At 39.0% G+C, this 22647-nt stretch carries 21 protein-coding genes and 1 riboswitch; of the genes, 18 read left to right on the top strand and 3 right to left on the bottom strand.

All coding sequences use genetic code 11. The features are described 5' to 3' along the window. Window positions 1–25 precede the first annotated feature (25 nt). The 3 genes from nosZ to PLZ15_04200 are packed head-to-tail and all read right to left on the bottom strand — an operon-like array spanning window position 26 to window position 3211. The gene (gene nosZ, locus PLZ15_04210; protein ID HOI28942.1) at window positions 26–1972 is read right to left on the bottom strand and encodes a Sec-dependent nitrous-oxide reductase; all 1947 of its coding nucleotides are present in this window, start codon (window positions 1970–1972) and stop codon (window positions 26–28) included. Window positions 1973–1987: 15 nt separating this feature from the next. After that, the gene (locus PLZ15_04205) at window positions 1988–2455 is read right to left on the bottom strand and encodes a cytochrome c (GenBank protein HOI28941.1); all 468 of its coding nucleotides are present in this window, start codon (window positions 2453–2455) and stop codon (window positions 1988–1990) included. Between the two features lie 9 nt (window positions 2456–2464). Further along, window positions 2465–3211, bottom strand: coding sequence for a hemerythrin domain-containing protein (locus tag PLZ15_04200; GenBank protein ID HOI28940.1), 747 nt, complete (start codon window positions 3209–3211; stop codon window positions 2465–2467). Window positions 3212–3548: 337 nt separating this feature from the next. Between PLZ15_04200 and PLZ15_04195 the strand changes: the two genes are divergently transcribed. The 18 genes from PLZ15_04195 (at window position 3549) to PLZ15_04110 (ending at window position 22533) form a co-directional block, all read left to right on the top strand. Then, entirely contained in the window at window positions 3549–4667 is a 1119-nt protein-coding gene (locus PLZ15_04195) for a 4Fe-4S binding protein (protein ID HOI28939.1), read from the top strand. Then, the gene (nrfH, locus tag PLZ15_04190; protein ID HOI28938.1) at window positions 4639–5265 is read left to right on the top strand and encodes a cytochrome c nitrite reductase small subunit; all 627 of its coding nucleotides are present in this window, start codon (window positions 4639–4641) and stop codon (window positions 5263–5265) included. The genes PLZ15_04195 and nrfH overlap by 29 nt, the downstream gene beginning before the upstream one ends. A gap of 30 nt (window positions 5266–5295) precedes the next feature. Further along, entirely contained in the window at window positions 5296–6783 is a 1488-nt protein-coding gene (gene nrfA, locus PLZ15_04185) for an ammonia-forming cytochrome c nitrite reductase (GenBank protein HOI28937.1), read from the top strand. A gap of 290 nt (window positions 6784–7073) precedes the next feature. Then, complete coding sequence (locus PLZ15_04180; GenBank protein HOI28936.1) at window positions 7074–7544, top strand: Rieske (2Fe-2S) protein; 471 nt, start codon at window positions 7074–7076, stop codon at window positions 7542–7544. Then, window positions 7541–8596 carry a cytochrome bc complex cytochrome b subunit gene (locus tag PLZ15_04175; GenBank protein HOI28935.1) on the top strand — a complete coding sequence of 352 codons (1056 nt, stop codon included), beginning with the start codon at window positions 7541–7543 and terminating at the stop codon, window positions 8594–8596. The genes PLZ15_04180 and PLZ15_04175 overlap by 4 nt, the downstream gene beginning before the upstream one ends. A 26-nt stretch (window positions 8597–8622) precedes the next feature. Then, window positions 8623–10230 carry a multiheme c-type cytochrome gene (locus PLZ15_04170; GenBank protein ID HOI28934.1) on the top strand — a complete coding sequence of 536 codons (1608 nt, stop codon included), beginning with the start codon at window positions 8623–8625 and terminating at the stop codon, window positions 10228–10230. A 202-nt stretch (window positions 10231–10432) separates the two neighbouring features. After that, window positions 10433–11638 (top strand): ATP-binding protein, encoded by a 1206-nt coding sequence (locus tag PLZ15_04165; protein ID HOI28933.1) that lies wholly within the window; start codon window positions 10433–10435, stop codon window positions 11636–11638. Next, window positions 11638–12987 (top strand): sigma-54 dependent transcriptional regulator, encoded by a 1350-nt coding sequence (locus PLZ15_04160; protein ID HOI28932.1) that lies wholly within the window; start codon window positions 11638–11640, stop codon window positions 12985–12987. The genes PLZ15_04165 and PLZ15_04160 overlap by 1 nt, the downstream gene beginning before the upstream one ends. A gap of 196 nt (window positions 12988–13183) precedes the next feature. After that, window positions 13184–14665 carry a hypothetical protein gene (locus PLZ15_04155; protein HOI28931.1) on the top strand — a complete coding sequence of 494 codons (1482 nt, stop codon included), beginning with the start codon at window positions 13184–13186 and terminating at the stop codon, window positions 14663–14665. Between the two features lie 19 nt (window positions 14666–14684). Next, window positions 14685–15050, top strand: a complete 366-nt coding sequence (locus tag PLZ15_04150; GenBank protein HOI28930.1) for a cytochrome c3 family protein — start codon at window positions 14685–14687, stop codon at window positions 15048–15050. 22 nt (window positions 15051–15072) lie between these two features. Then, window positions 15073–17364, top strand: a complete 2292-nt coding sequence (locus PLZ15_04145; protein ID HOI28929.1) for a nitrate reductase — start codon at window positions 15073–15075, stop codon at window positions 17362–17364. 80 nt (window positions 17365–17444) lie between these two features. After that, window positions 17445–17678, top strand: a complete 234-nt coding sequence (locus PLZ15_04140; protein ID HOI28928.1) for a chaperone NapD — start codon at window positions 17445–17447, stop codon at window positions 17676–17678. Window positions 17679–17705: 27 nt separating this feature from the next. Then, on the top strand, window positions 17706–18230 hold the full coding sequence (locus PLZ15_04135) for a 4Fe-4S dicluster domain-containing protein (GenBank protein HOI28927.1): 525 nt from the start codon (window positions 17706–17708) through the stop codon (window positions 18228–18230). A gap of 9 nt (window positions 18231–18239) precedes the next feature. Next, window positions 18240–19100 (top strand): 4Fe-4S binding protein, encoded by an 861-nt coding sequence (locus PLZ15_04130; GenBank protein ID HOI28926.1) that lies wholly within the window; start codon window positions 18240–18242, stop codon window positions 19098–19100. A gap of 6 nt (window positions 19101–19106) precedes the next feature. Continuing rightward, the gene (locus PLZ15_04125; GenBank protein HOI28925.1) at window positions 19107–19250 is read left to right on the top strand and encodes a twin-arginine translocase TatA/TatE family subunit; all 144 of its coding nucleotides are present in this window, start codon (window positions 19107–19109) and stop codon (window positions 19248–19250) included. Between the two features lie 7 nt (window positions 19251–19257). Further along, window positions 19258–19394, top strand: a riboswitch (molybdenum cofactor riboswitch). A 48-nt stretch (window positions 19395–19442) separates the two neighbouring features. Then, window positions 19443–20039 (top strand): hypothetical protein, encoded by a 597-nt coding sequence (locus PLZ15_04120; GenBank protein ID HOI28924.1) that lies wholly within the window; start codon window positions 19443–19445, stop codon window positions 20037–20039. After that, window positions 20036–20593 (top strand): hypothetical protein, encoded by a 558-nt coding sequence (locus tag PLZ15_04115; GenBank protein HOI28923.1) that lies wholly within the window; start codon window positions 20036–20038, stop codon window positions 20591–20593. Before PLZ15_04120 ends, PLZ15_04115 begins: the two co-directional genes overlap by 4 nt. Beyond that, window positions 20593–22533 (top strand): TonB-dependent receptor, encoded by a 1941-nt coding sequence (locus tag PLZ15_04110; GenBank protein ID HOI28922.1) that lies wholly within the window; start codon window positions 20593–20595, stop codon window positions 22531–22533. Before PLZ15_04115 ends, PLZ15_04110 begins: the two co-directional genes overlap by 1 nt. Window positions 22534–22647: the final 114 nt, after the last annotated feature.

Raw genomic sequence — 22647 nt, 5'->3', positions numbered from 1 at the left:
CGCCTTAAAGGCGGACTCATTTCAATTACTTGTTATATGAAATCTGGACGTTACTTCCTGCAGGCGAAACTCTGATGTAGCCCGACATTTCCTGATGAAGTGCAGAACAGAAATCGGTGCAATAGAACGGATATATACCGACCTTCTTTGGTTCCCAGACAATTGTCTTGGTTTGTCCCGGCATTATCAGCAATTCCGAACTGTTAAGTCCTTTCACAACAAATCCGTGCGGAATATCCCAATCCTGTTCAAGATTCGTTACGTGGAAATAGACTTTGTCGCCGACTTTTACACCTTCAATATTATCCGGCTTGAAATGTGAGCGGGAGGCAGTCATATAAATTCTCACTTCATTACCATTTCTAACTACTCTCGCGCCTTTCTCACTTTTAACGGCGTTGGGATTCTGATTTTTCTCCAGCTCATAAATTCTTTTTGAATTTTTCATCAACAGATCTGCAGAAATTGCCTGAGCATAATGAGGCTCGCCGGTTGTCGGAAAATCGAGTAGTAGTTTCATTTTATCACCGGTTATATCTATCAGTTGAGCTGATTGGGTTAACTCTGGCCCGGTTGGAAGATATCTGTCTTTTGTAATTTTGTTTAGGGCAATAACATATTTACCCCAGGGCTTTTTTGTGTCGCCGCCCGGAATCATTAAGTGACCGATTGAATAGTACGTAGGAATTCTGTCCACAACTTCCCAGGTTCCGATTTTCCATTTAACGATTTCGGAGGAAATGAATGCGGATGTGTAACCGTATCCCTCGCCGTCAAATTGTGTGTGAAGCGGTCCGAGACCCGGATCCTGAACTTCACCTGCGATAACCGAACCGTACTTTAGAATTGGAATACCTTCTATCTCACCATCAAATTGTTTTTCTTCAATTGCTTTTTGCATTTTTGAAAATGAATGAACAGGAATCACTGTAGCCAGCTTTCCTCCGGCGGCTATATATTCTCCGGTAGGATCAACATCTACTCCGTGAGGAGATTTAGGAGTTGGAAGGTAGTAGATCATACCCGGACAATCTTTAGGATTGAGAACGAGTACTTTTTTGTTGATCTCCGAAAAAGCGGTCTGCTTTTCCTCATCGTAATAATTTCTGTAATATTCTCCATCCATTGTTACAGCTTTACCCTGTTTTACGTACTCTTCTGCTTTTTTCCAGTTAACTGCCGCAATAAAATCTTTATCATTTTGCGAAGCATTTATTTCTAGCATGGAATTAGCACGTTCGCTATTGTAGGAGGTAAAAAATGCCCATCCGTGTGAGGGACCTTTTCCGGGTATTGCAAGATCGTAATTGAATCCCGGTACAAGAATTTGAAATGCGAGATTCATTTTACCGGAATTTTTATCGACACATATAAATGAAACGGTTCCGTTAAAATTTTCTTTATAGGAACTGATCGGAACATCTTTGTTCGGAATCGGAATGCTGAATCTGGTGGAAGCCACAACGTATTCAGTGTTTTCGGTTACAAACGGAGAAGCGTGGTTTCCTCCGGAATTAGGAGTTTCGATTATTTCCACTGTCTCGAAAGAATGAAGATCAATACGCGCAATGCGTGGTGTATTATTTCCGTTAATAAATAGCCATCTTCCGTCCTGTTCTCCATTAGTCATCGATAGTGAAGGATGGTGAGCGTCATCCCATGGAACAAATCCGTAGGATGTCATTAGCATTGCCTTGCTCTCTTCGGAGTATCCGTAACCGGTTTCGGGATCCTGCGAGAAAACGGCAATCTCCTTGAATAATCTTCCCGAAGGTAAACCGTATACCCCAACCTGCCCGCTGAATCCGCCGGACATGAAAGCGTAGAATTCATCGTATGAACCGGGCGCAACATAAACTTTATTTGCCGCATCGCTGAAGTCACCGGAACTACCTGAACCGGAACAATTGTAAATTATGCCTGAAACGACTACAAGTGCTAAGAAAGAAAATATTAATTTATTGTATTTCATTCTTCACCTCCTTGGTTATTGATTAACTGAACGGAAGTATTCTAAAATAGCTTTGGCGTCATCAACACTAACATTTTGAAATGTCATTTGCGTTGGATATGTAGCTAACAATTTTTTTACTTCCGGATGTCTTTTTGTCATTTCCTCGGGATTTAATATTTGATTTAAAATAAATTCTGGTGTTCTTCTTGAAGTAACCTCCCGCAACGCAGGACCGGTATATCTTTCGTCAAGCTTATGGCACTGAGTACATTTTTCGGTAAAGATTTTCTCACCGCTTTTGACTTTTATCATATCAATCTGTCCAAGATCGATTTTTTCCTTGATCGGGCCAATGCCGTTTTCATATTCAAAGACGGTTAAACCGAATTTTTCGGCGAGTTTTTCTTTTCCGGAACCGGCGGAAGAAGCTTCCTTTTTTTCTTCCCCGCATGCAATAAAGACTACCGACATTATTATTAATGAAGCAAACAGCTTTTTCATTTTATCTCCTTATAATTTATTTAAGAGTTTGTTTTCAAGTTGAATTGTTCTTGGAAAAAGAAGGTTGTTTTCCAGGTGTATATGCTTATAAAGATCGTAACGGAACGCAGTTATTTTATTTTTTAAATGTTCTTTTAAATATTGCAAGTTTTTTCTCTCCGGCAGGTTATCAATTGACGAGGCAATTTTTTTTAATAATGTTACGGAGTTATCATGTTCGTTTAACATCTGTTGTACGGGGTTTCTTATCGTGCCGTAATTCCTGGTCTTGGGTCGCTCGTTGAATTTTTCGGTTTCTACAAGGTATTTTATCAGAGGGAAAAGAATTCTTTCCTCCCGCTCCATATGCGAAAGGAGTTCGGTTTCAAGTGCTGTTAATTGTGTGTGAAGGTTTTTGAATGCCTCGCTGAATTCTTCCAGTAAATGCTCATGAACATAATTGATAATTTCTTTCATACTCTCTTTTGTATATGAGTGATGAACTTCAACTATCCATTTTGACAGCTCAACGGGTTCCATGTTAAACGGATTCTGGTTGTCTTTACCATCATTCAGAATCGTTTTAAGTTCTCGTATAATATTAGCTAATGGAATTCCCGACTCTCTTGCCGCATCTTCAAGCCTCATTTCAGAAACAGAGTAGTATTCAATACCATACTTATTAAATACATTAGCGGTGTTGAGGTTTGAATTCAGGATCTCGATAATTTTTGCAGTTTCCAGGCTGTTCGTAATTTGATTTAACTCATTGTTCATAGCGGGTTCTCTTATGATACAAAATGTCCTTTTTTTGACGAAAAAATTTTATCTTTCTTTGTTTATATAAAAAGAGGAATCTGTCCGGTAGTTAAACATTATATACATAATAGTATTCAGGCTCATTAAATAGTTATAGAATAATATCAGACAAATAGTTCTGCTATAAACCTACTAAGACACGAGTTAATTGTCAAGAGAAAAGTAAAGCAGGTCGTGATTATCCGATTATTTGTGTTTTTCGAAGATTTCAACGCTTTGAAAATCATTGACAAATAGGATAGAAACCTATAATTTTATAACCAGAAATTATCATCTGATATTAGAAAGCCCCGGCATGACTGAAAAAAGTAAAATAATAAAGAATCAGGAAAAGCCCGTTCAAAAGTACAGGTTTATTGTTCAAAGTATATTTGCATTGGTTTGTATCTGGATTGGTATCGAATTCTATTCTTTCGTTTCGTATCTGGAATCAAGCGGTGTTTCAGGAAGTGCATATAGACCTCCGGGGGTAGAAGGATTTCTACCTATCAGCGCATTGATGAGTGTATATAATTTTTTTATAACCGGAGATATTCACCCCGCGCACCCGGCCGGTGTTTTCATATTGCTGGCAATCATAGTAGTATCCTTCGTTTTCGGAAAATCATTTTGCAGCTGGTTATGTCCGGTCGGTTTCCTCTCGGAACTTGTCGGTGATTTCAGTGAAAAGATTTACAAGAAGCTATTTAAGAGAAGAATTAAACTCCCCAAACTTTTAGACTATCCTTTGAGAAGCCTGAAATATCTTCTGCTCGGTTTCTTTATATATGCAATTTTCTTTTCGATGACGGCAGCTTCACTTCAGTTCTTCTTAAGCAGTTCATACAATAAAGCGGCGGATGTAAAGATGTGGTATTTCTTTGCGGATATAAGCAGGTTTTCTTTGATTGTTATTGCGTCATTATTTGTTCTCTCGATCTTTATCCGAGGATTCTGGTGCCGTTACTTGTGTCCGTATGGAGCGCTACTCGGTTTAATTTCCTTTTTCAGTCCGACAAAGATTAAGAGAGAGACCTCCAGCTGTATTGACTGCAACTTATGCGCGAAAGCATGCCCTTCATTTATCAAAGTGGATAAAGTTATTACTGTTCGATCCGATGAATGTACAATGTGTTTAAGCTGCGTTGATGCCTGTCCAGTTGCAGATACGTTGAACGTTAAGACAAAAATAGTTGAGAAGAAGCTCTCTAAAAGATATATTGGTTTAGGAATTATCGGTCTCTATATATTGATAATAGGAATCGGAATTCTATCCGGCAACTGGAAGAATAACATTTCGAAAGAAGAATATTTGATTCTTCACAAAAACATCGACAAATTGGGTCATCCGACGAGCACACAGGACATTCGGGAGCTGAACCGCGCCTCAGAAAAAGGAGCTTCAAATGGATCAGAAAAAACCGGAAAAAAATAATTTTATTATTAGGCTAGTTAAAGGTATTATTCCGCCGTCACAATGGCAGTTCTACGTAATACTGCTGTTGGGGATTTTAACAGGTCTGGGACTCTATATTTTTTATATCTCAAATGCATCCGCATATCTATCCAACGATCCAAGGGCGTGTGTTAACTGCCATGTAATGAATGTACATTATGCAAGCTGGCAAAGGGGAAGCCATGCCAGGGTTGCTACATGCAACGATTGTCATGTACCTCAGGATAATTTTATCCGTACGTATTGGTTTAAAGCTAATGATGGTTTGCGTCATGCTACCTATTTTACCATGCGGTGGGAACCGCAGGTAATTCAGATTAAGCAGGCCGGCAAAGAAGCCGTTCAGGAAAACTGTATCCGCTGCCATTCAAACGCAATTCATCCGGTTGCCTTGCGCGCAATAAGTAATAAAAATGTAGCTGATCAGACTGAAAGGTATTGCTGGGAATGTCATAGAGATACGCCGCACGGAAGGGTAAATAGTTTATCTTCAGCCCCTTTGGCAAGAGTTCCGTCACTTGAACCGGTGGTGCCGGAATGGCTAAGCAGGTTTATAGAATCCGAAAAAGTAAAGTAATATTTATTAATAAGAATAAAGGTAAATGTTATGAAACCAATTCAAGACATTATTAAAAACAAACCATGGGTTGGTTGGACTCTGTTTATTGCGACTGTTGTGATTGTATTCTTAATTGGACTGCTGGCGTCATCTATAGTTGAAAGAAGAAGCGAATCATTTGCGCTGCAGGTAATTAAACCGCTGCCCGACTGGGAGCCCCGTAACGAAGTATGGGGAGAAAACTTCCCGAGACAGTATGAAACTTACCGTCAGACTCTCGATACAACATTTGCAAGCAAGCACGGCGGATCAACAATTGTCGATTATCTGGAAAGATATCCGGAGCTTGTAGTAATGTGGGCAGGCTATGCGTTTTCTAAAGATTACAATCAGGGGCGCGGGCATGCTTATGCAGTCAAAGATATAAGAAACACCCTCCGGACTGGCGATAATAAAGTGAGTCCTCAGCCGGGAACATGCTGGACCTGCAAAAGTACTGATGTGCCCCGCGTGATGAACAATATGGGTGTTGCGGAATTTTATAAATCCAAATGGAAAGATCTTGGTGCTGAAATTATCAATCCGATTGGTTGCCAGGATTGTCACGATCCCAAAACAATGGATTTGAGAATTACCCGCCCTGCGTTAATTGAAGCATTCGAGCGACAGGGAAAGGACATTAAAAGTTTTACTCATAACGAAATGCGTTCACTTGTATGTGCTCAGTGTCATGTTGAATATTACTTTAAAGGCAAGGAGGAAAAGTATTTGACTTTCCCGTGGGATAAAGGCTTCAGTGCAGACGATATGGAAAAGTATTATGACGAATCTGATTTCACCGATTGGACGCATGCATTGAGTAAAACACCTATGCTTAAAGCACAGCATCCGGACTATGAACTATATATGACGGGTATACACGCAAAGCGCGGTGTATCATGCGCCGATTGCCATATGCCGTATAAAACGGAAGGCGGAGTGAAATTCACAGATCATCACATTCAAAGTCCATTAAATAATATTGAGAATTCCTGTTTTGTTTGTCACAGAGAAAAGACTCAGGCATTGCTCGAAGATGTATATGCCCGCCAGGATAAAATAGAAGAGTTGAGACACCTTGCTGAAAAGTCGCTGGCTGCCGCTCACATAGAAGCAAAGATTGCATGGGATAACGGTGCTACGGAAGCAGAAATGAAACCGGCACTTCAACTGATCAGACACTCACAGTGGAGATGGGATTGGGTTGCTGCTGCTAATGCATTAGGTTTCCATTCACCTGTTGAAGCAATGCGTGTTCTCGGTACCTCCATTCAAAAAGCTGAAGCAGCCAGGCGCGAGATTGCTTTGGTACTTGTTAAGCACGGCGTCAATTACCCGGTTCAATTACCCGACATCTCTACAAAAGAGAAAGCTCAAAAGTACATTGGTCTAAATGCGGCAGAAATGAAAAAAGACAAGGCCGAGTTTCTGAAAACAACCACAGTAGAATGGGATAAGAAAGCAAAAGAAAGACAGGGAACGCTTATTAGTTATTGATCTTAAAAACCAGAGATGCTTTCTATCTTAATATGGAAAGCATCTCTATATTAATTACGCTCTCCTATCAACACTCCGCAATCATTAATTTCAATTTCTTAAAGTCGGTGTGACGGATTTCCGTTTTCTGACGGAAATATATCAGACCCGATCGGCATATCAGTTCTCAATTCATCTTTTTTCTTCAAAAGGAATTCTATTTTCCTCAAATCATTAACCGTTTGAGATGGCATCATAATTGAAAAACAATTCGGAATAAATGATTTCTTCATAAAAGGAATATTGAGGAGATGATGAATCTTGAAGAAAAAATCAAATCGTTAAGCAGAAGAGATTTTTTAGCAAAAGTTTTATTTAGCGGAGGATTGATTGCCGGCGCTCTTTTATTAATTCGAAACGGAATTGCATTCCTGTTGCCACCAAAAGAAGATAAAGAAGCACAAAAAATTTTAATTGCACGAAAAAACGAACTTGAAATTGGTAAAGCTAAAGAGTTTCAAGTTGGCGCAAGTACTTACTATATCGTTAATACAGAAGCCGGAATGAAAGTGTTTTCTGCTGTTTGTACTCACTTGGGATGTAAAGTTAAATGGGAAGCGTACAGGAATCATTTTTATTGCCCTTGTCATCAAGCCGAGTTCGACATAATGGGAAATGTAATAAGCGGACCACCTCCGCGCCCGTTAGACGAGTTCAAAGTGGAAGTGAAAGATAATCTTGTTTATATGTGGCTGGGAAAAAATGAAGAGAGTATTGCATGAAAAAGAGGATCGATTCTTGGCTGAAAGAGAGAATTCCGTTTAATCGTGAAAAATCCTCTCATATTATAAAAGAAGTCCTTCTTAAAGAACCGATACCAAAGCACATGAAAAATTGGTTCTATGCTTTAGGAGCAACTCCTCTGGTGTTGTTTCTGTTCCAGTTAGTAACAGGTGTGTTTTTAACATTTTATTATGTCCCTTCTCCCGAGGGTGCTTACGAAAGCGTTCGACACATTACTCAGGACGTTGAATTTGGATTCTGGATAAGAGGTTTGCACCGATGGGCCTCTAACTTCATGGTTATTGCAATGATGCTACACGTTGTAAGAGTTTTTTTCACAAGAGGATATAGAAAACCGCGAGAATTAAACTGGATTGTCGGAATTCTTATGCTCGTTACCACCCTCGGTTTGTGTTTTACAGGTTATTCGCTTCTGTTCAATCAACTGTCTTACTGGGCTGCAACGGTTGGAACAAATATGATAAAGGAGGTCCCTCTGATTGGTAGTTCGATACTTGAATTGCTTCGAGGCGGAACTGATGTATCCGGAAATACTCTTACCCGGTTTTATAATCTGCACATCGTATTTCTGCCGGCGGTATTATTAATTCTGATAGTAATTCATATCATAATGGTTAGACTACATGGAGTATCTAAGTTGGAGGGTTATGAAACTACAGAAGAGAGTTATCCTTTCTATCCCGAACATTTTTATCACACCCTGGTAATTTCACTGTTTTTATTGATCACTATCAGTGCGTTGACAGTAATACTTCCTCCCGGTTTAGGTGAGGAAGCAAATCCAGCTGTTACTCCCCCGCATATAAAACCGGAGTGGTATTTCTTTGCGGTTTATTCAATCTTGAAAATACTCCCGTTGCGTCTTGGTATCTATCTGTCAATAGCCGTTTTGATAGCAGCAACATTCTGGCCATTTATAGAAGATTATATTCTGAGAAAATGGCCGGGAATAAAAGCCAATTATTGGATCGGGTCTATTATAATTCTGCTCTTTTTATTCTTTACACTGTATGAAATAATCGTAATATAAAATCAAGCTAAAATGTCGGAGAAAATATGGCCGAGCAAGACAAATTAAAAACTCAAAAATTAATCGTAGGTGTGTTCAGCATTTTATTGGTGATTGTGTTAATCATTGTTGCCGGTGTTGAAATGAAACAGACCCAGAGCACAAAATTATCTGCTGTAATTAGCGGAGATAATAATCGGTGCGTCGATTGCCATACAAATAAAGGAATGGCGGTCAAAGCAATTGATGCCTGGAAAGAGAGTGTTCACGCGCAACAGAATATTGGCTGTCTGGATTGTCATAAAGCTAATAAGGAAGACTTCGACGCTTTTTATTGTCCCGAAAGTGATCTGCTGGTTGCAAAACATCCAACACCAAAGGATTGCGCCGAATGTCACGAACAGCAGGTAAATGAGTTTGCCGATAGTAAGCACGCTCATCAGTTCTGGTTAATTAAGAATACGGATCGATCAATATTCGAGACACCGATTGCAACAAGACACGGTTGTGAGCAATGCCATCAGATTGGTAACGTATGGCCGGATCAATCGGTTGGTGAATGCGACGCATGTCACCCCAAGCATACTTTCAGCAAAGCTGTTGCACGTCAACCGGAAACTTGCGGAGAGTGCCATATCGGTCCAGATCACCCTCATATAGAAATCTATTTGGAATCGAAACACGGAAACATTTTTAGATCAAAAGAGAAATCACTTGATCTAAACTATTCAACAAAGGATTACCAGAATATTCCTCTGGAGTCTCCAGTCTGTACTACATGCCATATGGACGGTAACGAAAAACAGCCGATGACTCACAACGTAAGCGAAAGATTAGCCTGGGAATCTCAGGCGGCTTGGAGTTTCAGAACTGTATGGAATGAAGAAGAACTTGGAAGCTGGGAAATGAAAAGAGCAAGGATGGAATCAATCTGCTCAAGTTGTCATTCCCCGAACTTCATCTCTACTTATTTACTAACTGCTGATCTTGTTAATCTTCAATACAACGAAATGAGAAGAAAGTTTGTTTACTGGACCAAGAAATTGACGGCTAACGGTACAATTAAAACATTGAAAGCCAACGGAAAAGAGTATTCGGATCCTGTATTGAACGGATGGGATGAAACTCCCGAAATATTAATGTATCATGCTTGGCATCATGAAGGCAGACGATTCAGACACGGGGCAATAATGATGGGTGCGGATTATACACAATGGCATGGTGTCTGGGAGTTGCAGCATGATCTTGTTGAATTAATAACCTGGGCGGCTGAGCGAGGGGATCAGGAAGCTAAACAATGGGTTAACTCAACTCACCCGACCAAATTTGTACCATACCCGATTTTTGATATTCCGGGAAATGCCTGGGGCATAAACGTTCTTAGCAATACTTTTCCTTTTCTTTATACATATCCCGATTACTGGGAAAGAATCTATTCAAATGTTGAAGAAGCTCATAAAAATAAATTGCTTTCAGATACTCAATGGCAATTCTGGCAGAACAGGTATAACAACAAAGAACATTTTCTCGGTACAAAATATAATGCCGACTCCGTCTTCAAGTTTTATAAAGACAGAGACGCAATCGATACCAAAGCATTTAACGATCAGGCAGTCAATTTAAAACTGCCGGGAAAGTCTTTTATGAATTTCTGATTTATTATGAGTGGTAAGTAATAAATCTATGCGGAAACCTTTCTATAAATCGGAAAGGTTTCCCGTTTTTTAAAGGGAATTGAATTCCAAGTTTCAGGTAAAAAAGAATTTCGGAATTTAATATCGGATTTTTTTATCTTTATTACAGTAAGATATTAAATTATGCGGTCAGTAGACCAAAAGATCAGAAAATGGAGGTAAAATGCCGGATTCCAAACTTTGTTCGAGAGAAAACCTGGTTGAAATTCTCGACAGTCTTAATGTAGGCGTTGTTTATGTTGATAAGGAGAGGCGGTTTTCTTTCATCAATAAGGCTGGTGAAGAAATAAGAAACATTAAAAGTGAAGACCGGATAGGCAGTTCGGTTCTGGATTGCCATGCACCACAAATGCAGAATCGTGTTCTGGAGGATCTTTCTTCATTTAAAAAAGGTGAATATTTATCCCGCCATAAAATGATCCATGTAAAAGGAAAATATTTTGAAAATACATATAGTGTTGTGAAAGATGCTAACGGGGAATTCAAAGGGGTGGTCCTGATAAGCAAAGATGTTACGGAAAAGGAGAAACTCGCAAAAGAATTAAAGAAGACAAATGAAGAACTTGAATTAAAAGTTATAGAGAGAACCGCTGAAATTGAACAGGCCTACAATAAACTTAAAATTGCACAACAGCAGTTAATGCAGACCGAAAAGATGTCTGCTATTGGGCAGTTTGTATCGGGCGTGGCGCATGAAATTAATAATCCGCTTGATGGCATTCAGAATTGCATAAGAATGGTCTTGTCTGATGTTGACGACAGAAGACAGACTCAGAATTATTTATCACTTGCTCTTGAAGGTCTGTTTAAAATAGAAATTCTTGTTAAGCAGCTTCTTGATTATGCAAAACCCCATTCTTTTGAAAAACAGGAATTATCGATAAAACAGATTCTGGATGAGTCACTGCAGTTCTGCATTTACAAACTCAAAGAAAATAATATCTCGCTCGATCTTAAGATAAGCGATGATCTGAAAAATATTTACGGTGATCTCCACTATTTAAACCAGGTCTTTGTTAACCTGATATTGAATGCATGTGATGCAATGAGTCCCGGAGGTAAGCTTTCGATCTGTGTGAGCAATACGGAAAACGAATCGATATCGGTTAAAATAAAAGATACCGGTATTGGCATTCCAAAAGAGCAGATCAATAAAATTTTTGATCCGTTCTTTACGACAAAGCAAAAAGATAAAGGAACCGGTCTCGGCCTATATCTCAGTTATAATGTTTTGAATGAGCACAGAGCAAAAGTCTTTGTAAAAAGCAAAGTGAAAAAAGGAACCGAATTCACTATCATTTTCCCAAATGTAGAATGTCGGGAGGTTGAGACTAAAATATTCTCTGAAACTGTTAATATGAGTTATTGATGAAAATATTAGTTATTGAGGATGAAAAAACTAAACGCATCACAATGAATGATGCGCTTGAAAAAGCAGGTTATAATGTTGAATCATTCGAAGACCCTGTGGTTGCTATGAACTATCTGAAAGATTTTGAAGCGGATTTAGTGATTACCGATGTTAGACTCCCCCAGATGGATGGATTTGAGGTGCTTCAAAAAATAAAGGACGAATACCCCCGGATATCGGTAGTTATGATGACTGCATTTGGCACAATTGAATCGGCGGTTGAAGCCATGAAGCTGGGCGCTCACGATTATATTACAAAACCGTTTTCAATAGACCAGCTTTTATTACTTGTTAAAAAATTTAAAAGAATTAAAAATCTTGAAGAAGAAAATGTTACCTTAAAAGAAAAACTACAGGAGCGGTATTCTTTCCATAATATAATCGGTAAATCTAAGCCGATGCAGGAACTTTATGATCTTATAGAAACTGTCTCGTCTACAGATACCGCAGTTTTGATCGAAGGCGAAAGCGGAACAGGCAAAGAGATGGTCGCAAATGCAATCCACTATAACAGCAATAGAAAAAACGGTCCTTTTGTTAAACTTAGCTGCGCGCTTTTAAATGAATCCCTTTTGGAAAGTGAATTGTTCGGTCATGAAAAAGGGGCCTTTACCGGTGCGGTAAAATCAAAAAGAGGAAGATTTGAGCTTGCACACGGCGGAACAATTTTTCTTGATGAGGTGGATGATATCCCGGTTGCGTCCCAGGTTAAACTGCTCCGGCTTCTTCAGGAAAGAGAATTCGAACGGGTCGGCGGTACTACAACTATTAAGACAGATGTACGTTTTATCTGTGCCACAAAAATAAATTTATGGCAGAAGGTTAAGCAGAATCAGTTCAGGGAAGATTTGTATTACAGATTACGCGTTATTCCTGTTAACCTTCCACCCTTGCGGGAGCGAAGGGAGGATATTCCGCTTTTAATTAATCATTTTCTGAAAAAAATAAATAGAACGGAGCTTTTTTTTAATTCGGAAGCTGTAGAACTTTTAACCTCTTTTAACTGGCCAGGAAATGTCCGGCAACTTGAAAATTCCATTTACAGAATTGCTGCCCTTGTAAAAGAAAATGAACTTACGAAAGACATGATTCCCGAGGATCTTATCCACATTAGCAACAGCAAGTCAATTATCGATTTTCGAAAATTCAGCTCAGTTGACCTCGAGAAAATGGTTAGAGAAGTAGAGATTGGTGCAATAAACTGGGCTATTGAAAAGTCCGATAAAAACCAATCAAAAGCTGCTGAACTTTTAGGTATCAAAAGAACTACTCTAAGAGATAAAATGAAAAGATATAATCTTCTTTAATAATTAAAGACGGTTATTCGACACTAGACGTAACTTCGTCGTATCTTTTCGTTTTTTAACTTTCCAGAACGATTAAAATTATGGTCAAAGTCTAATTAGTAGACTGGGATTTGGTGGCATTATTATTGTCTATAGTTCTTTTTCAAATGAATCTAAAAGGATGTTCAACAAATTAAAATCAAAGGAGTAAAGGTCTATGAAAAGAACATTGATTATATTCTTTAGTCTTCTGTTAATCTTTGCGCAAACGGTGACAGGACAGGAGAAACCCAAGACGGAATTTAAGTATGGAGGTGTTTATACGGCATGGGGCCAGTATCAGAACAATTTTTTACTTGGTAAAAGTGATTACGAAGATCATTACGTCGTTCAGATGTTACGACTCAATTTTTCATTTAATTATACCGAGAATATTAAAGCAGTTACCCGTTTTGATATGGGACAAGGTTGGTGGGGAGTTGACAACCAGGAACCAACTTATTTAGGAAACTCCGGCACTTTCGATGGTAAGGACACAAAATATTTTTTGCATGTCGATCACGCATATTTGTGGTTTAATGTTCCTTCTGTAAAATCTGCTTTTACAATTGGTCGTTTCAATTGGTCACTCGGCAACAAACTTGTTCTCGATAATAATTATGACGGTATCACGGCCGATATAGCTGTTGGAGAAGGCAATTCGTTAAAGCTTGGATGGAGCAAGGCCTCGGAAGGAGTGAACGGAATAAGCGACCTTGAGAAAGTTGCTGTTGATCCGAAAGGAAATTATGATGCCAAGGATGCAAATCTTTTTCTTGCGTCTTTTAAGACAAAGTTTAGCACAACCAATCTAGAATTCTATGGCACATATTATAACGACGCGTCTATTGGCGATTCAACCGCTTATTTGATTGACGGACTTTATTATAACCGTCCGCGCTTTACGCCTCAAGTAACATCCTTGTTTGTATTTGGCATTGCGGGTACATCAAAGTTCGACGCGCTTACTTTAAACTATGAAGCTAACTATCTGATGGGAAAGGATGATATTAAAAACACAAAGTATTCGGGAAGATTAAATACTGCAAGAGGCGCAATCGATCCTTTGAAATATGATATTAATAATGGCGATCTGAAAGGTTATAATGTATATGCAAAACTGGATTATGCAGTTAGCCCCGATGTTACACTTGGTGTTGTAGCCGGAATGGGTTCGGGCGATGATGATCCTACCAAAGGTGAAGGTAACGTAAACAAATTAAGCACCGCCGGATTCTTCTATTTAACGGAAATATGGGAAGATTCTATTATGCCGGATGAAGAAGGTATTACACCGCAGGGCTTAGGAGCTCCTAATGTAAGAGCATACAGAGAACTCGAGAACACTACAGCATTTCAGGTTAATGGTTTGTTTAAATTAACCCCATCATGGAAAATCTTCGCGTCATTTACTTATTTAATGGCTACTCAACCGGTTTTTGCATGGACCGCTGCAGGGCCCAATCTTGCAAAAAGTGCGGACGATTTAGGCTGGGAGATAGACCTGAAGACAGATTACAATATTTTTGACAACCTTGTATTTACATATCGTCTCGGTTATTTAAAGCCTGGAACAGCAACTATGTACCTGATAAACGGAACAGACCAGTTCGATAAATCTCCGTGGGAGATGAAAGCTGAAATCACTTTTACATTTTAGTCAATTAAAGGAGCCGGATATGCTTAAAAAATATTTATTGATGATCTTTTTATTTTCTGGAATTCTCCTTATTAACGGGAATGACGCAAACGCTCAGTCCAAAAAGGGAGAAAAACATCCAAAGGTTGACTGGGATTTAAGCTGCCAGGATTGTCATGCTGATGTTACCCCGGAAATATTTAAACAGTGGGAAGACAGCAAACATGGCGGCGCAAATTTCGGCTGCTATATCTGTCATGGCGACGGTCAGGAAGTCTTTTATAAAAAAGGTAAAGACGATCGTTGCGAAGGCTGTCATTCAAGTCAGCAGGAAACCATGGTTAAAACTAAAATCAAATCGTGTTTTACTTGTCATCAAGGACACACGCTAAAATTTCATAATTGAAAATTTCATTGGAGGAAATTCAATGAGTCTGAATAGAAGAGAATTTTTAAGAAGATCGGCTTTAGCAGCCGCAGCCGCGGCCATAGGAGTTGACGGAATTTTTGGCAAAACTATCGGTGCGGCCGCTAATTCTGATGAATTAGCCGCCTTGCAGGCTCAGGGCGGAATAACCTGGCACAAATCCGTCTGCCGCCTTTGCGGAGTTGGTTGTGGTGTAATGCTTGGTGTTAAAGACGGTAAGCCTTATGGTATTAAGGGCGATAAAGATAATACAATTAACAGCGGGCTTCTTTGCGTTAAAGGTTTTTATCTGCATAAAATGATTACCGCGAAGAATAGATTACTCTATCCTATGGTTCGTAAGAACGGAAAACTTGAAAGAGCAAGCTGGGACGAAGCCCTTAATCTTGTCGCTTCAAAATTTAAAGAGATAAAAGAAAAACATGGACCGGATGCCCTTGCGTTCTATGGATCCGGCCAGGCCGAAACAGAGGAAACATATGTAGCTAACAAATTATTCAAAGGACATATCGGAACAAATAATGTTGACGGTAATCCTCGCTTGTGTATGGCAAGTGCTGTAGGTGGCTATACAACTACATTCGGAGCGGATGAACCGATAGGGACTTACGACGACATTGATCACTGTGAATTGTTTCTCCTTATCGGATCAAACACAGCTGAAGCTCATCCTGTTCTTTACGATAGATTGGTTAATCGTAAAAAGAAAAATCCGAATACAAAAATACTTATTATCGATCCGCGTAAAACTCCCACAAATAAAATTGCAGATCTTCATCTTCAGGTATTTCCGGGTTACGATCTGGCAATTATGAATGCTATTGCTAACATCATCATTAAAGAAGGAATGACCGACGAGAAATTTATTTCCGAATCTGTAAGTTTTAGCGATGGAACAAAGGCAATCACATTCGAAGAGTATAAAAATTTCCTTGAGAAGTTTACTCCCGAATACGCCGCAAAACAATGCGGTGTAAAAGCTGATGATATTGTGAAGGTAGCCAGAATATTCGGCCAATCGCCAACAGCAATGACGATGTGGACTATGGGTGTTAATCAGAGAGTTGCGGGTGTATTCCTGAATAACCTTATTCATAATATTCATTTGTTGACAGGTAAATTAGGTAAACCGGGCTGCGATTCATTTTCATTAACCGGTCAACCGAATGCCTGCGGCGGAGTACGCGAAGGCGGAGGATTAAGCCACTTGTTACCCGGCCACCGTGTAATTGCTAATGAACAACACCGAAAAGAAATTGCTGCAATATGGAATGTAGCCCCGGACGCTATTAAACCAGAACCCGGCAAGCATACCATTGCAATGTTCGAAGCGGCTGCAAAAGGCGATGTAAAAGGTCTTTATGTTATGTGTACTAATCCGGCACAGTCTCTTCCAAACCTTAATAAGTATTTGAAAGGAATGGACGACGTATTCATGGTAGTTGCCGAATCATTCCACCCAACCGAAACTTCAAAAAGAGCTGATGTTGTATTGCCCGCATCATTCTGGGGCGAGAAAGAAGGAGTATACGGCTGTACGGAAAGAAGATCTCAGCATATGGCTCAGGCTCTTAGACCATCGGGTGAAGCCAGATGGGATGCTTTCATTTTAGTGGAATTAGCAAAGAGAATGGGTTATTCACAGAACTTCGAACACTTCAAATCCGCCGAGGATATCTGGAACGAGTACCTTAAAACAACCAAGGGAAAGGATATGGATTTGACCGGTGCAACCTACGCGAGGTTGAAAAAATTACGCGGATTAAGATGGCCGGTACCTAACGAAAACCATCCGGGTACATGGCATCGGTTTACAGAAGGAGATCCGATGCTGCCGAAAGATAAAGCTGCCGGAAAAAGAATGTACTTCTATACCAAACCTGACGGAAAAGCAACGGTTTTCGCAAGACCAGATAAAGGTCCCGAAGAACCAATCTCGGCCGATTATCCATATGCATTAACAACGGGTAGAATTCTTGAACACTGGCACACAATGACAATGACAGGCCAGGTACCTGAGCTTTTTAGAGCTGCACCGAAACCGTACGCTGAAATAAATCCCGAAGACGCTAAAAATCTCGGTTTGAATAATAGAGATAAAGTTAAGGTTACTACAAGACGAGGTTCCTTGATTGTTGAAGCTCGCGTTATTGATCGTCCGAGAAAAGGTACTATCTTTATGCCATTCCACTGGCCCGAAAGCTTAACAAATATTCTTGTTATTGATGCAGTAGATGCTGCTTCAAAAGAACCTGAATATAAGGTGGGCGCAGCCAAATTGGAAAAAGCATAACGAAATAACTGATTTGAAGAAGCGGCTGATCTATCAATCAGCCGCTTCGTATTTATTTTATAAACTGAATCTGGTGAAAAATGATTATTGCAAGTATGATAGTGAAAACCACTACAGATAAAGCCGAAGATGTGGCGCTTAAATTGAATAAATTACCTAATGTAACAACACACGGTATCTACAAGGAAGATAATATAATCGTTGTTGTTGAAGCTGAAAATGAAGAAGAGCTTGAAAGTTTTGCCAAATATATCTCCTCTGAAATAATTGATGTTCTGGGCGTTTATCCCACTTTCGTTTCGGCAGAAGAGTAATCCTGTTAAGTTAAGTGGAATAAGGCAATGACTCTTCTCAGGAAACTGATTCAAGGTATTCAGGAGATTACGAATTACAAATCTCCTTTGCGCCCCCCGGGAGCGTTAAAAGAAGAAGATTTCTTGAAACGCTGCATTAAGTGTAATAAATGTGCTCAAATTTGTCCCTATGATAGTATTGTAATGGCTGGCATTAAATGGGGAAAGAATATGGGTACCCCTCTGATTTATCCCCGGGAAATACCATGCTATGTTTGTATGAAGTGTACAGAAGTTTGTCCTACAGGAGCTCTTGACAGAACTGTAGATGAGAAAGAAGAAGTTCGGATGGGAATCGCATATATTGAAACCGAAAGGTGTTTTCCGTATATGGGAATAATTTGCAGAGCCTGCTTTGAAAGTTGTCCTATTTTTAGAGAAGCTATTTACCTCGAAGATGAAATGTACCCGAAAGTCGATATCTCTAAATGCATCGGCTGCGGTATTTGCGAAAAAGTATGCCCCGTTGAAGGATCGGCCATTGTTGTTAAAAGCTCAAATCAAATTATCTGATTAAAAGTTATGAAAATATTCTCCGGACATATTTATAAAAAGCTGAATTTAACGAGAAGAATATTCCAGGTGTTCACTCTTTTTTTTCTGTTCGCAATACCGCTCTTAATTCTATTAGAAATCAGATTGATTATAGGAAACCTCTATTCCATAACTATCCTCGGTTTGGAGATTTCCGACCCCTCCATGCTGCTTCAAAATATTTTACTGTCCCAATCTTTTTATGTGCCTCTTTTAATCAGCGCAATAATCCCGGTTGTGATAGCCGCTGTATTCGGACGCGTGTTCTGTAGCTGGGCTTGTCCTTACAATTCGATCCTTGAGTTTTTTGATAAACTTTACAATAGTATATTAAAACGATTTTTGGTAAAGAAGAATAAATCCGATGAGGGGATAAATCCACGCCCTTCGATTTACTGGGCAATCTACATTTTACTTACTTCAACAGCGCTATTGATAGGATTACCCTTGTTTACTTTTCTATCGGCACCCGGAATTATTTCGAGCCAGATTGCCGAGGGAATTATCGGCTCCGGACTTGGATTGGAGCTTGTTTTGGTTTTTATAATTCTTACGTCCGAAGTAATCAGCAGAAAAAGAATCTGGTGCAAATATATTTGTCCGGTTGGCGCAACCTTAGCTTTGTTCAGAACAAAATACACATTGCGGATTGTTCATGATAAGCTTAAATGCGATTGCGGCGGCAATATCGATCCATGCCAAAACAGCTGTCCTTATAACCTGAAGCCAAAAGATGGAAATATCTATCCTTATTGTACTAACTGCGGATTGTGTATAAAGACGTGTGAGAAAACCGGGAAAGGTTCGCTTTCGTTTTCCTTTGGAAACAGAAAAAAATTAAAAATGTGAGTTGATATGTTTGGAGCTATCGGTTTAACCGAAATACTAATAATTCTGTTTATAATGATTCTCTTTTTCGGAGGAAGAAAAATTCCGGAACTGGCAAAAGGCTTTGCCGACGGTATCAGAAGTTTTAAAAGAGGATTGAAAGAAGAGTAGTATTGCTTTATAAAATAATGTCCGAGCTTTATCTCTAAAAGCGTTGCTCAGGGGAAAAAAGCCTATGGGTCTTACTGGAAACGGTTTGGCCTCCCGAATTCCGGCTAACGGAAAGAATTGGAAAGGATTAATTAACATTGCATGAAAATGTTGACCCGCCTTTCCGCGGGTTTTTTAATTTAAAGGAAATCTATGGATCAGAAAATTCTAAGAGAAGAAATAGTCTATACGGCTATTTTTGGAACCCTTTGGGGTATAACGGAAATCTTTGTAAGCTCATTGCTCTATGCGGCACGGCTCCCGTTCCGTGGGATTATTATGGCTGCTATTGCAACTGTAATACTTGTTGTAGCAAGAGAATTTGTTTCATACAGATCATCATCCATTGTTATCGGAGTAATTGCATCCCTGCTCAAAGTATTTTCAATGGCAGGTTTTGCGGTTACACCGGTCGTCGCAATTTTGCTTGAATCGTTTCTTGCAGAACTGGCGTTTCTTCTTGTCGGGTACAATATCTATTCGGCGGGATTAAGCGGCGCGCTGATTCTTGTCTATTCTTTTTCACACGGCCTGATAATGCACGGTGTCTTCTTCGGAACCAGCATTTACAAAACCTATATGAATATTATTTCTGAAATAGCGTCCTGGATTAACGTTACTAGGGAAAATCTCTACATCTTTCTTATTGCAATTGGATTGATTAACGGAATTATTGGTATCACAGTTGGAATTATCGGCTGGAAGATTGCTAAAAAGGCCAGATCCTCTTTAAAGGAGACCATGGAATGAAATTAATCCGGCTTTCGATAGTGGCTGCAGGATTGACGGGATTATTTCTTCCATTGAAAATTCAATTCTTATCAATCATAATTCTAACATTGCTTGTATTAAAATACGATTACACCATATTAAAACAATTCACCAATAAAGGTGTACTTGTAATAACATTTATCTTGCTCGTGTTTCAACCTTTAATATCGGGAGTGAAAGATACCGAGTTGTTATCGGTTGGATTTTCATTTAGTACTTTTTATTCCTCTCTTCAAATGGTCCTGCGGGCATTTTTTCTAATCACGGTTTTTTCCGTATTAATTAAGTCGATTGACAAAAACTTATTCCTTAAAACCATTTCTAAAATTAATCTGAAAAATTTTAAACCGGCCTACGACGATGCTCAACTTCTTCTTCCCGTTATAACCAAGACGTTAACACACTCATTAAAAAATTACCGGAAAGACAGGAGGCGGATTCTTTTAAACCCGGTTAATTTTGCTGCCTTTGTTGTGGTTAGTATTATTAAAGATTCTCAAATAATTCTTAAAAAAAATCAGGGATTTGAATAATGAAAAAATTATTTGTTCTGACAATTGTCGCTTTTGCGGGTATTCTTAAAGCCCAGCCGGATTCTCTAAAAAACTATCTGCTTGGCGAAATTATTGTCAGCGCACGAAATCAGGAATTCTATTCGGACTTCTCTCAGTTAAGTATAGAATTGAATCAGATTAAAGCAAAAGATCCCGAAAGTATAACGGATGTTTTGAATAATTACACGGGAATATTTATAAAATACTCTTCACGAAATGAAGCCGTAGTAAATATTAGGGGATACGATCAACGCCAGATTGCGGTATTTTTCGACGGAGTTCCGATCTACGTTCCGTATGACGGCCTTGTTGATCTTAATAAAATTCCAATTGTAGCGGTGAATAAAATAAGTGTAAACAAAAGTATCCCTTCGATGCTCTATGGTGCGAATACTATGGGGGGGACAATTAACATAGTATCCGGGGAAACGAGATACGGAATCTCTTCCCGCCTTAAAGCACAAACCGGGGAGTCAAATTATTTTTCAGCTGAAAACGGCGGTTCTTTAAACAATTTTTTCTGGCAAACATCAGCGTCGTATTCCAAAACGAAAGGATTTTCACTCCCTGCTGATATTAATTTGTTCAGGAACGAAAATGGCGGTATGAGAGATAATAGTCAGAGAAATGCTTACAGCGCTTTTTTGAAACTGGGTTATCGGTTCAATGAGGGCTCTAACATTGCGCTATCTTATTATCATAATAACAATACCGGCGGTGTGCCCGTAAATGTATATACCGTTAATCCCCGCTACTGGCGATTTACCGAATGGAATAAGTCGATTATAAATTTTATGTATCAAACTGTCGTTTCAACAAATCTCCGGATTAAAGGAAATATTTTTTTAGACAAGTATAAGAACGTACTGGATTCATACGACGATGCATCGTATACACTGCAGACAAAAAAATATGCTTTTCATTCAACGTACGACGATTATTCGCTCGGCGGAAATCTGTTCGTCGAATTCGATTCCGGTATAATTGCCCCGACAAAGTTTGCTGTTCTCTACAAAAAAGACTTGCATAAAGAACAGGGAAATACGGGATCGCACTATTCTCAATATGAAAACGACACTTATACTTTAGGGCTGGAACAGGAAATACCTTTAAGTAATTCGCTGCTCTGTATGACGGGATTAAATTACGACTTAATTACACCGGTCTTTGCGAATAATTCTCCGCTCAGGAATCGAAGTGCGGTTTTGAACGGTTACATTGGAATTAATTACAAGGTAAGTGAACCTCTTCGGGCTCATATTTATTTTTCCAACAGAAGTCGTTTCCCTACCCTAAAGGAACTATATTCGGAGGTTATGGGAAAGAATATTGCTAATCCCGACCTGGCAGCGGAAAAAAGTACAAATACAGAGATCGGGCTAAAATATTTATTAGGTCAAGATTTTTCGATCGAAACAAACTTCTTTCTAAATAAAATTAAAGATCTCATTGAGATTACAAATCTGCCTGAAAATAAAAGACAATTTCAGAATATTGGTCAGGCTGAAGTAAAAGGGATCGAGGTTGGTTTAACCCTGATTAATTCGTTTGTTAATCTGAATGCTGCGTATACTTATATGTCGGCGGATAATAAAACACCTTTAGCTGCCAGCACTAATTTAAAGTATAAGCCGAAACACATGCTTCATATTTCATTAAATCGTGCATACTTGTCAGGTTTCGCATGGCATGTTGAATCATCCTATTTCGGTCGGCAATTTGGTATTGAACCCGATATTCTAAGCTGGGTTAATATGCCGGATTATTTAATTCTCAATCTCAGAGCATCATACAAATTATTTAATGAATTAGAGCTCTTTGTTAGAATTAATAATCTTTTAGATAAGTACTACGAGTCGGAATACGGATATCCGCAACCGGGCAGAAATATTCTTTTGGGAATCGATCTGACTCTTTAATCATAATCCCAAAGTCATTGTAGTCATAATAAAGCCGGTTAATCCGGCTTTTTTATTTCCGTTCGATTATATTTTAATTATAAAGAAATTGTTTTTAGGAATGTAGTAATCTAA

It is taken from the genome of Melioribacteraceae bacterium (assembly GCA_035362835.1).
GTDB lineage: Bacteria > Bacteroidota > Ignavibacteria > Ignavibacteriales > Melioribacteraceae > DSXH01.
Note: the sequence above shows the minus strand (reverse complement) of the source record. Positions and strands in the feature narration are given on the sequence as shown.

What these genes read in the sequence shown, in the direction of transcription:
- nrfH (HOI28938.1), top strand. Translation starts at nt 4,639, where the DNA reads ATGGATCAGAAAAAACCGGAAAAAAATAATTTTATTATTAGGCTAGTT.
- PLZ15_04150 (HOI28930.1), top strand. Translation starts at nt 14,685, where the DNA reads ATGCTTAAAAAATATTTATTGATGATCTTTTTATTTTCTGGAATTCTC.
- PLZ15_04130 (HOI28926.1), top strand. Translation starts at nt 18,240, where the DNA reads ATGAAAATATTCTCCGGACATATTTATAAAAAGCTGAATTTAACGAGA.
- nosZ (HOI28942.1), bottom strand. Translation starts at nt 1,972, where the DNA reads ATGAAATACAATAAATTAATATTTTCTTTCTTAGCACTTGTAGTCGTT.
- PLZ15_04135 (HOI28927.1), top strand. Translation starts at nt 17,706, where the DNA reads ATGACTCTTCTCAGGAAACTGATTCAAGGTATTCAGGAGATTACGAAT.
- PLZ15_04115 (HOI28923.1), top strand. Translation starts at nt 20,036, where the DNA reads ATGAAATTAATCCGGCTTTCGATAGTGGCTGCAGGATTGACGGGATTA.
- PLZ15_04180 (HOI28936.1), top strand. Translation starts at nt 7,074, where the DNA reads ATGATGAATCTTGAAGAAAAAATCAAATCGTTAAGCAGAAGAGATTTT.
- PLZ15_04170 (HOI28934.1), top strand. Translation starts at nt 8,623, where the DNA reads ATGGCCGAGCAAGACAAATTAAAAACTCAAAAATTAATCGTAGGTGTG.
- PLZ15_04160 (HOI28932.1), top strand. Translation starts at nt 11,638, where the DNA reads ATGAAAATATTAGTTATTGAGGATGAAAAAACTAAACGCATCACAATG.
- PLZ15_04140 (HOI28928.1), top strand. Translation starts at nt 17,445, where the DNA reads ATGATTATTGCAAGTATGATAGTGAAAACCACTACAGATAAAGCCGAA.
- PLZ15_04200 (HOI28940.1), bottom strand. Translation starts at nt 3,211, where the DNA reads ATGAACAATGAGTTAAATCAAATTACGAACAGCCTGGAAACTGCAAAA.
- PLZ15_04145 (HOI28929.1), top strand. Translation starts at nt 15,073, where the DNA reads ATGAGTCTGAATAGAAGAGAATTTTTAAGAAGATCGGCTTTAGCAGCC.
- PLZ15_04125 (HOI28925.1), top strand. Translation starts at nt 19,107, where the DNA reads ATGTTTGGAGCTATCGGTTTAACCGAAATACTAATAATTCTGTTTATA.
- PLZ15_04120 (HOI28924.1), top strand. Translation starts at nt 19,443, where the DNA reads ATGGATCAGAAAATTCTAAGAGAAGAAATAGTCTATACGGCTATTTTT.
- PLZ15_04110 (HOI28922.1), top strand. Translation starts at nt 20,593, where the DNA reads ATGAAAAAATTATTTGTTCTGACAATTGTCGCTTTTGCGGGTATTCTT.
- PLZ15_04155 (HOI28931.1), top strand. Translation starts at nt 13,184, where the DNA reads ATGAAAAGAACATTGATTATATTCTTTAGTCTTCTGTTAATCTTTGCG.
- nrfA (HOI28937.1), top strand. Translation starts at nt 5,296, where the DNA reads ATGAAACCAATTCAAGACATTATTAAAAACAAACCATGGGTTGGTTGG.
- PLZ15_04205 (HOI28941.1), bottom strand. Translation starts at nt 2,455, where the DNA reads ATGAAAAAGCTGTTTGCTTCATTAATAATAATGTCGGTAGTCTTTATT.
- PLZ15_04165 (HOI28933.1), top strand. Translation starts at nt 10,433, where the DNA reads ATGCCGGATTCCAAACTTTGTTCGAGAGAAAACCTGGTTGAAATTCTC.
- PLZ15_04195 (HOI28939.1), top strand. Translation starts at nt 3,549, where the DNA reads ATGACTGAAAAAAGTAAAATAATAAAGAATCAGGAAAAGCCCGTTCAA.
- PLZ15_04175 (HOI28935.1), top strand. Translation starts at nt 7,541, where the DNA reads ATGAAAAAGAGGATCGATTCTTGGCTGAAAGAGAGAATTCCGTTTAAT.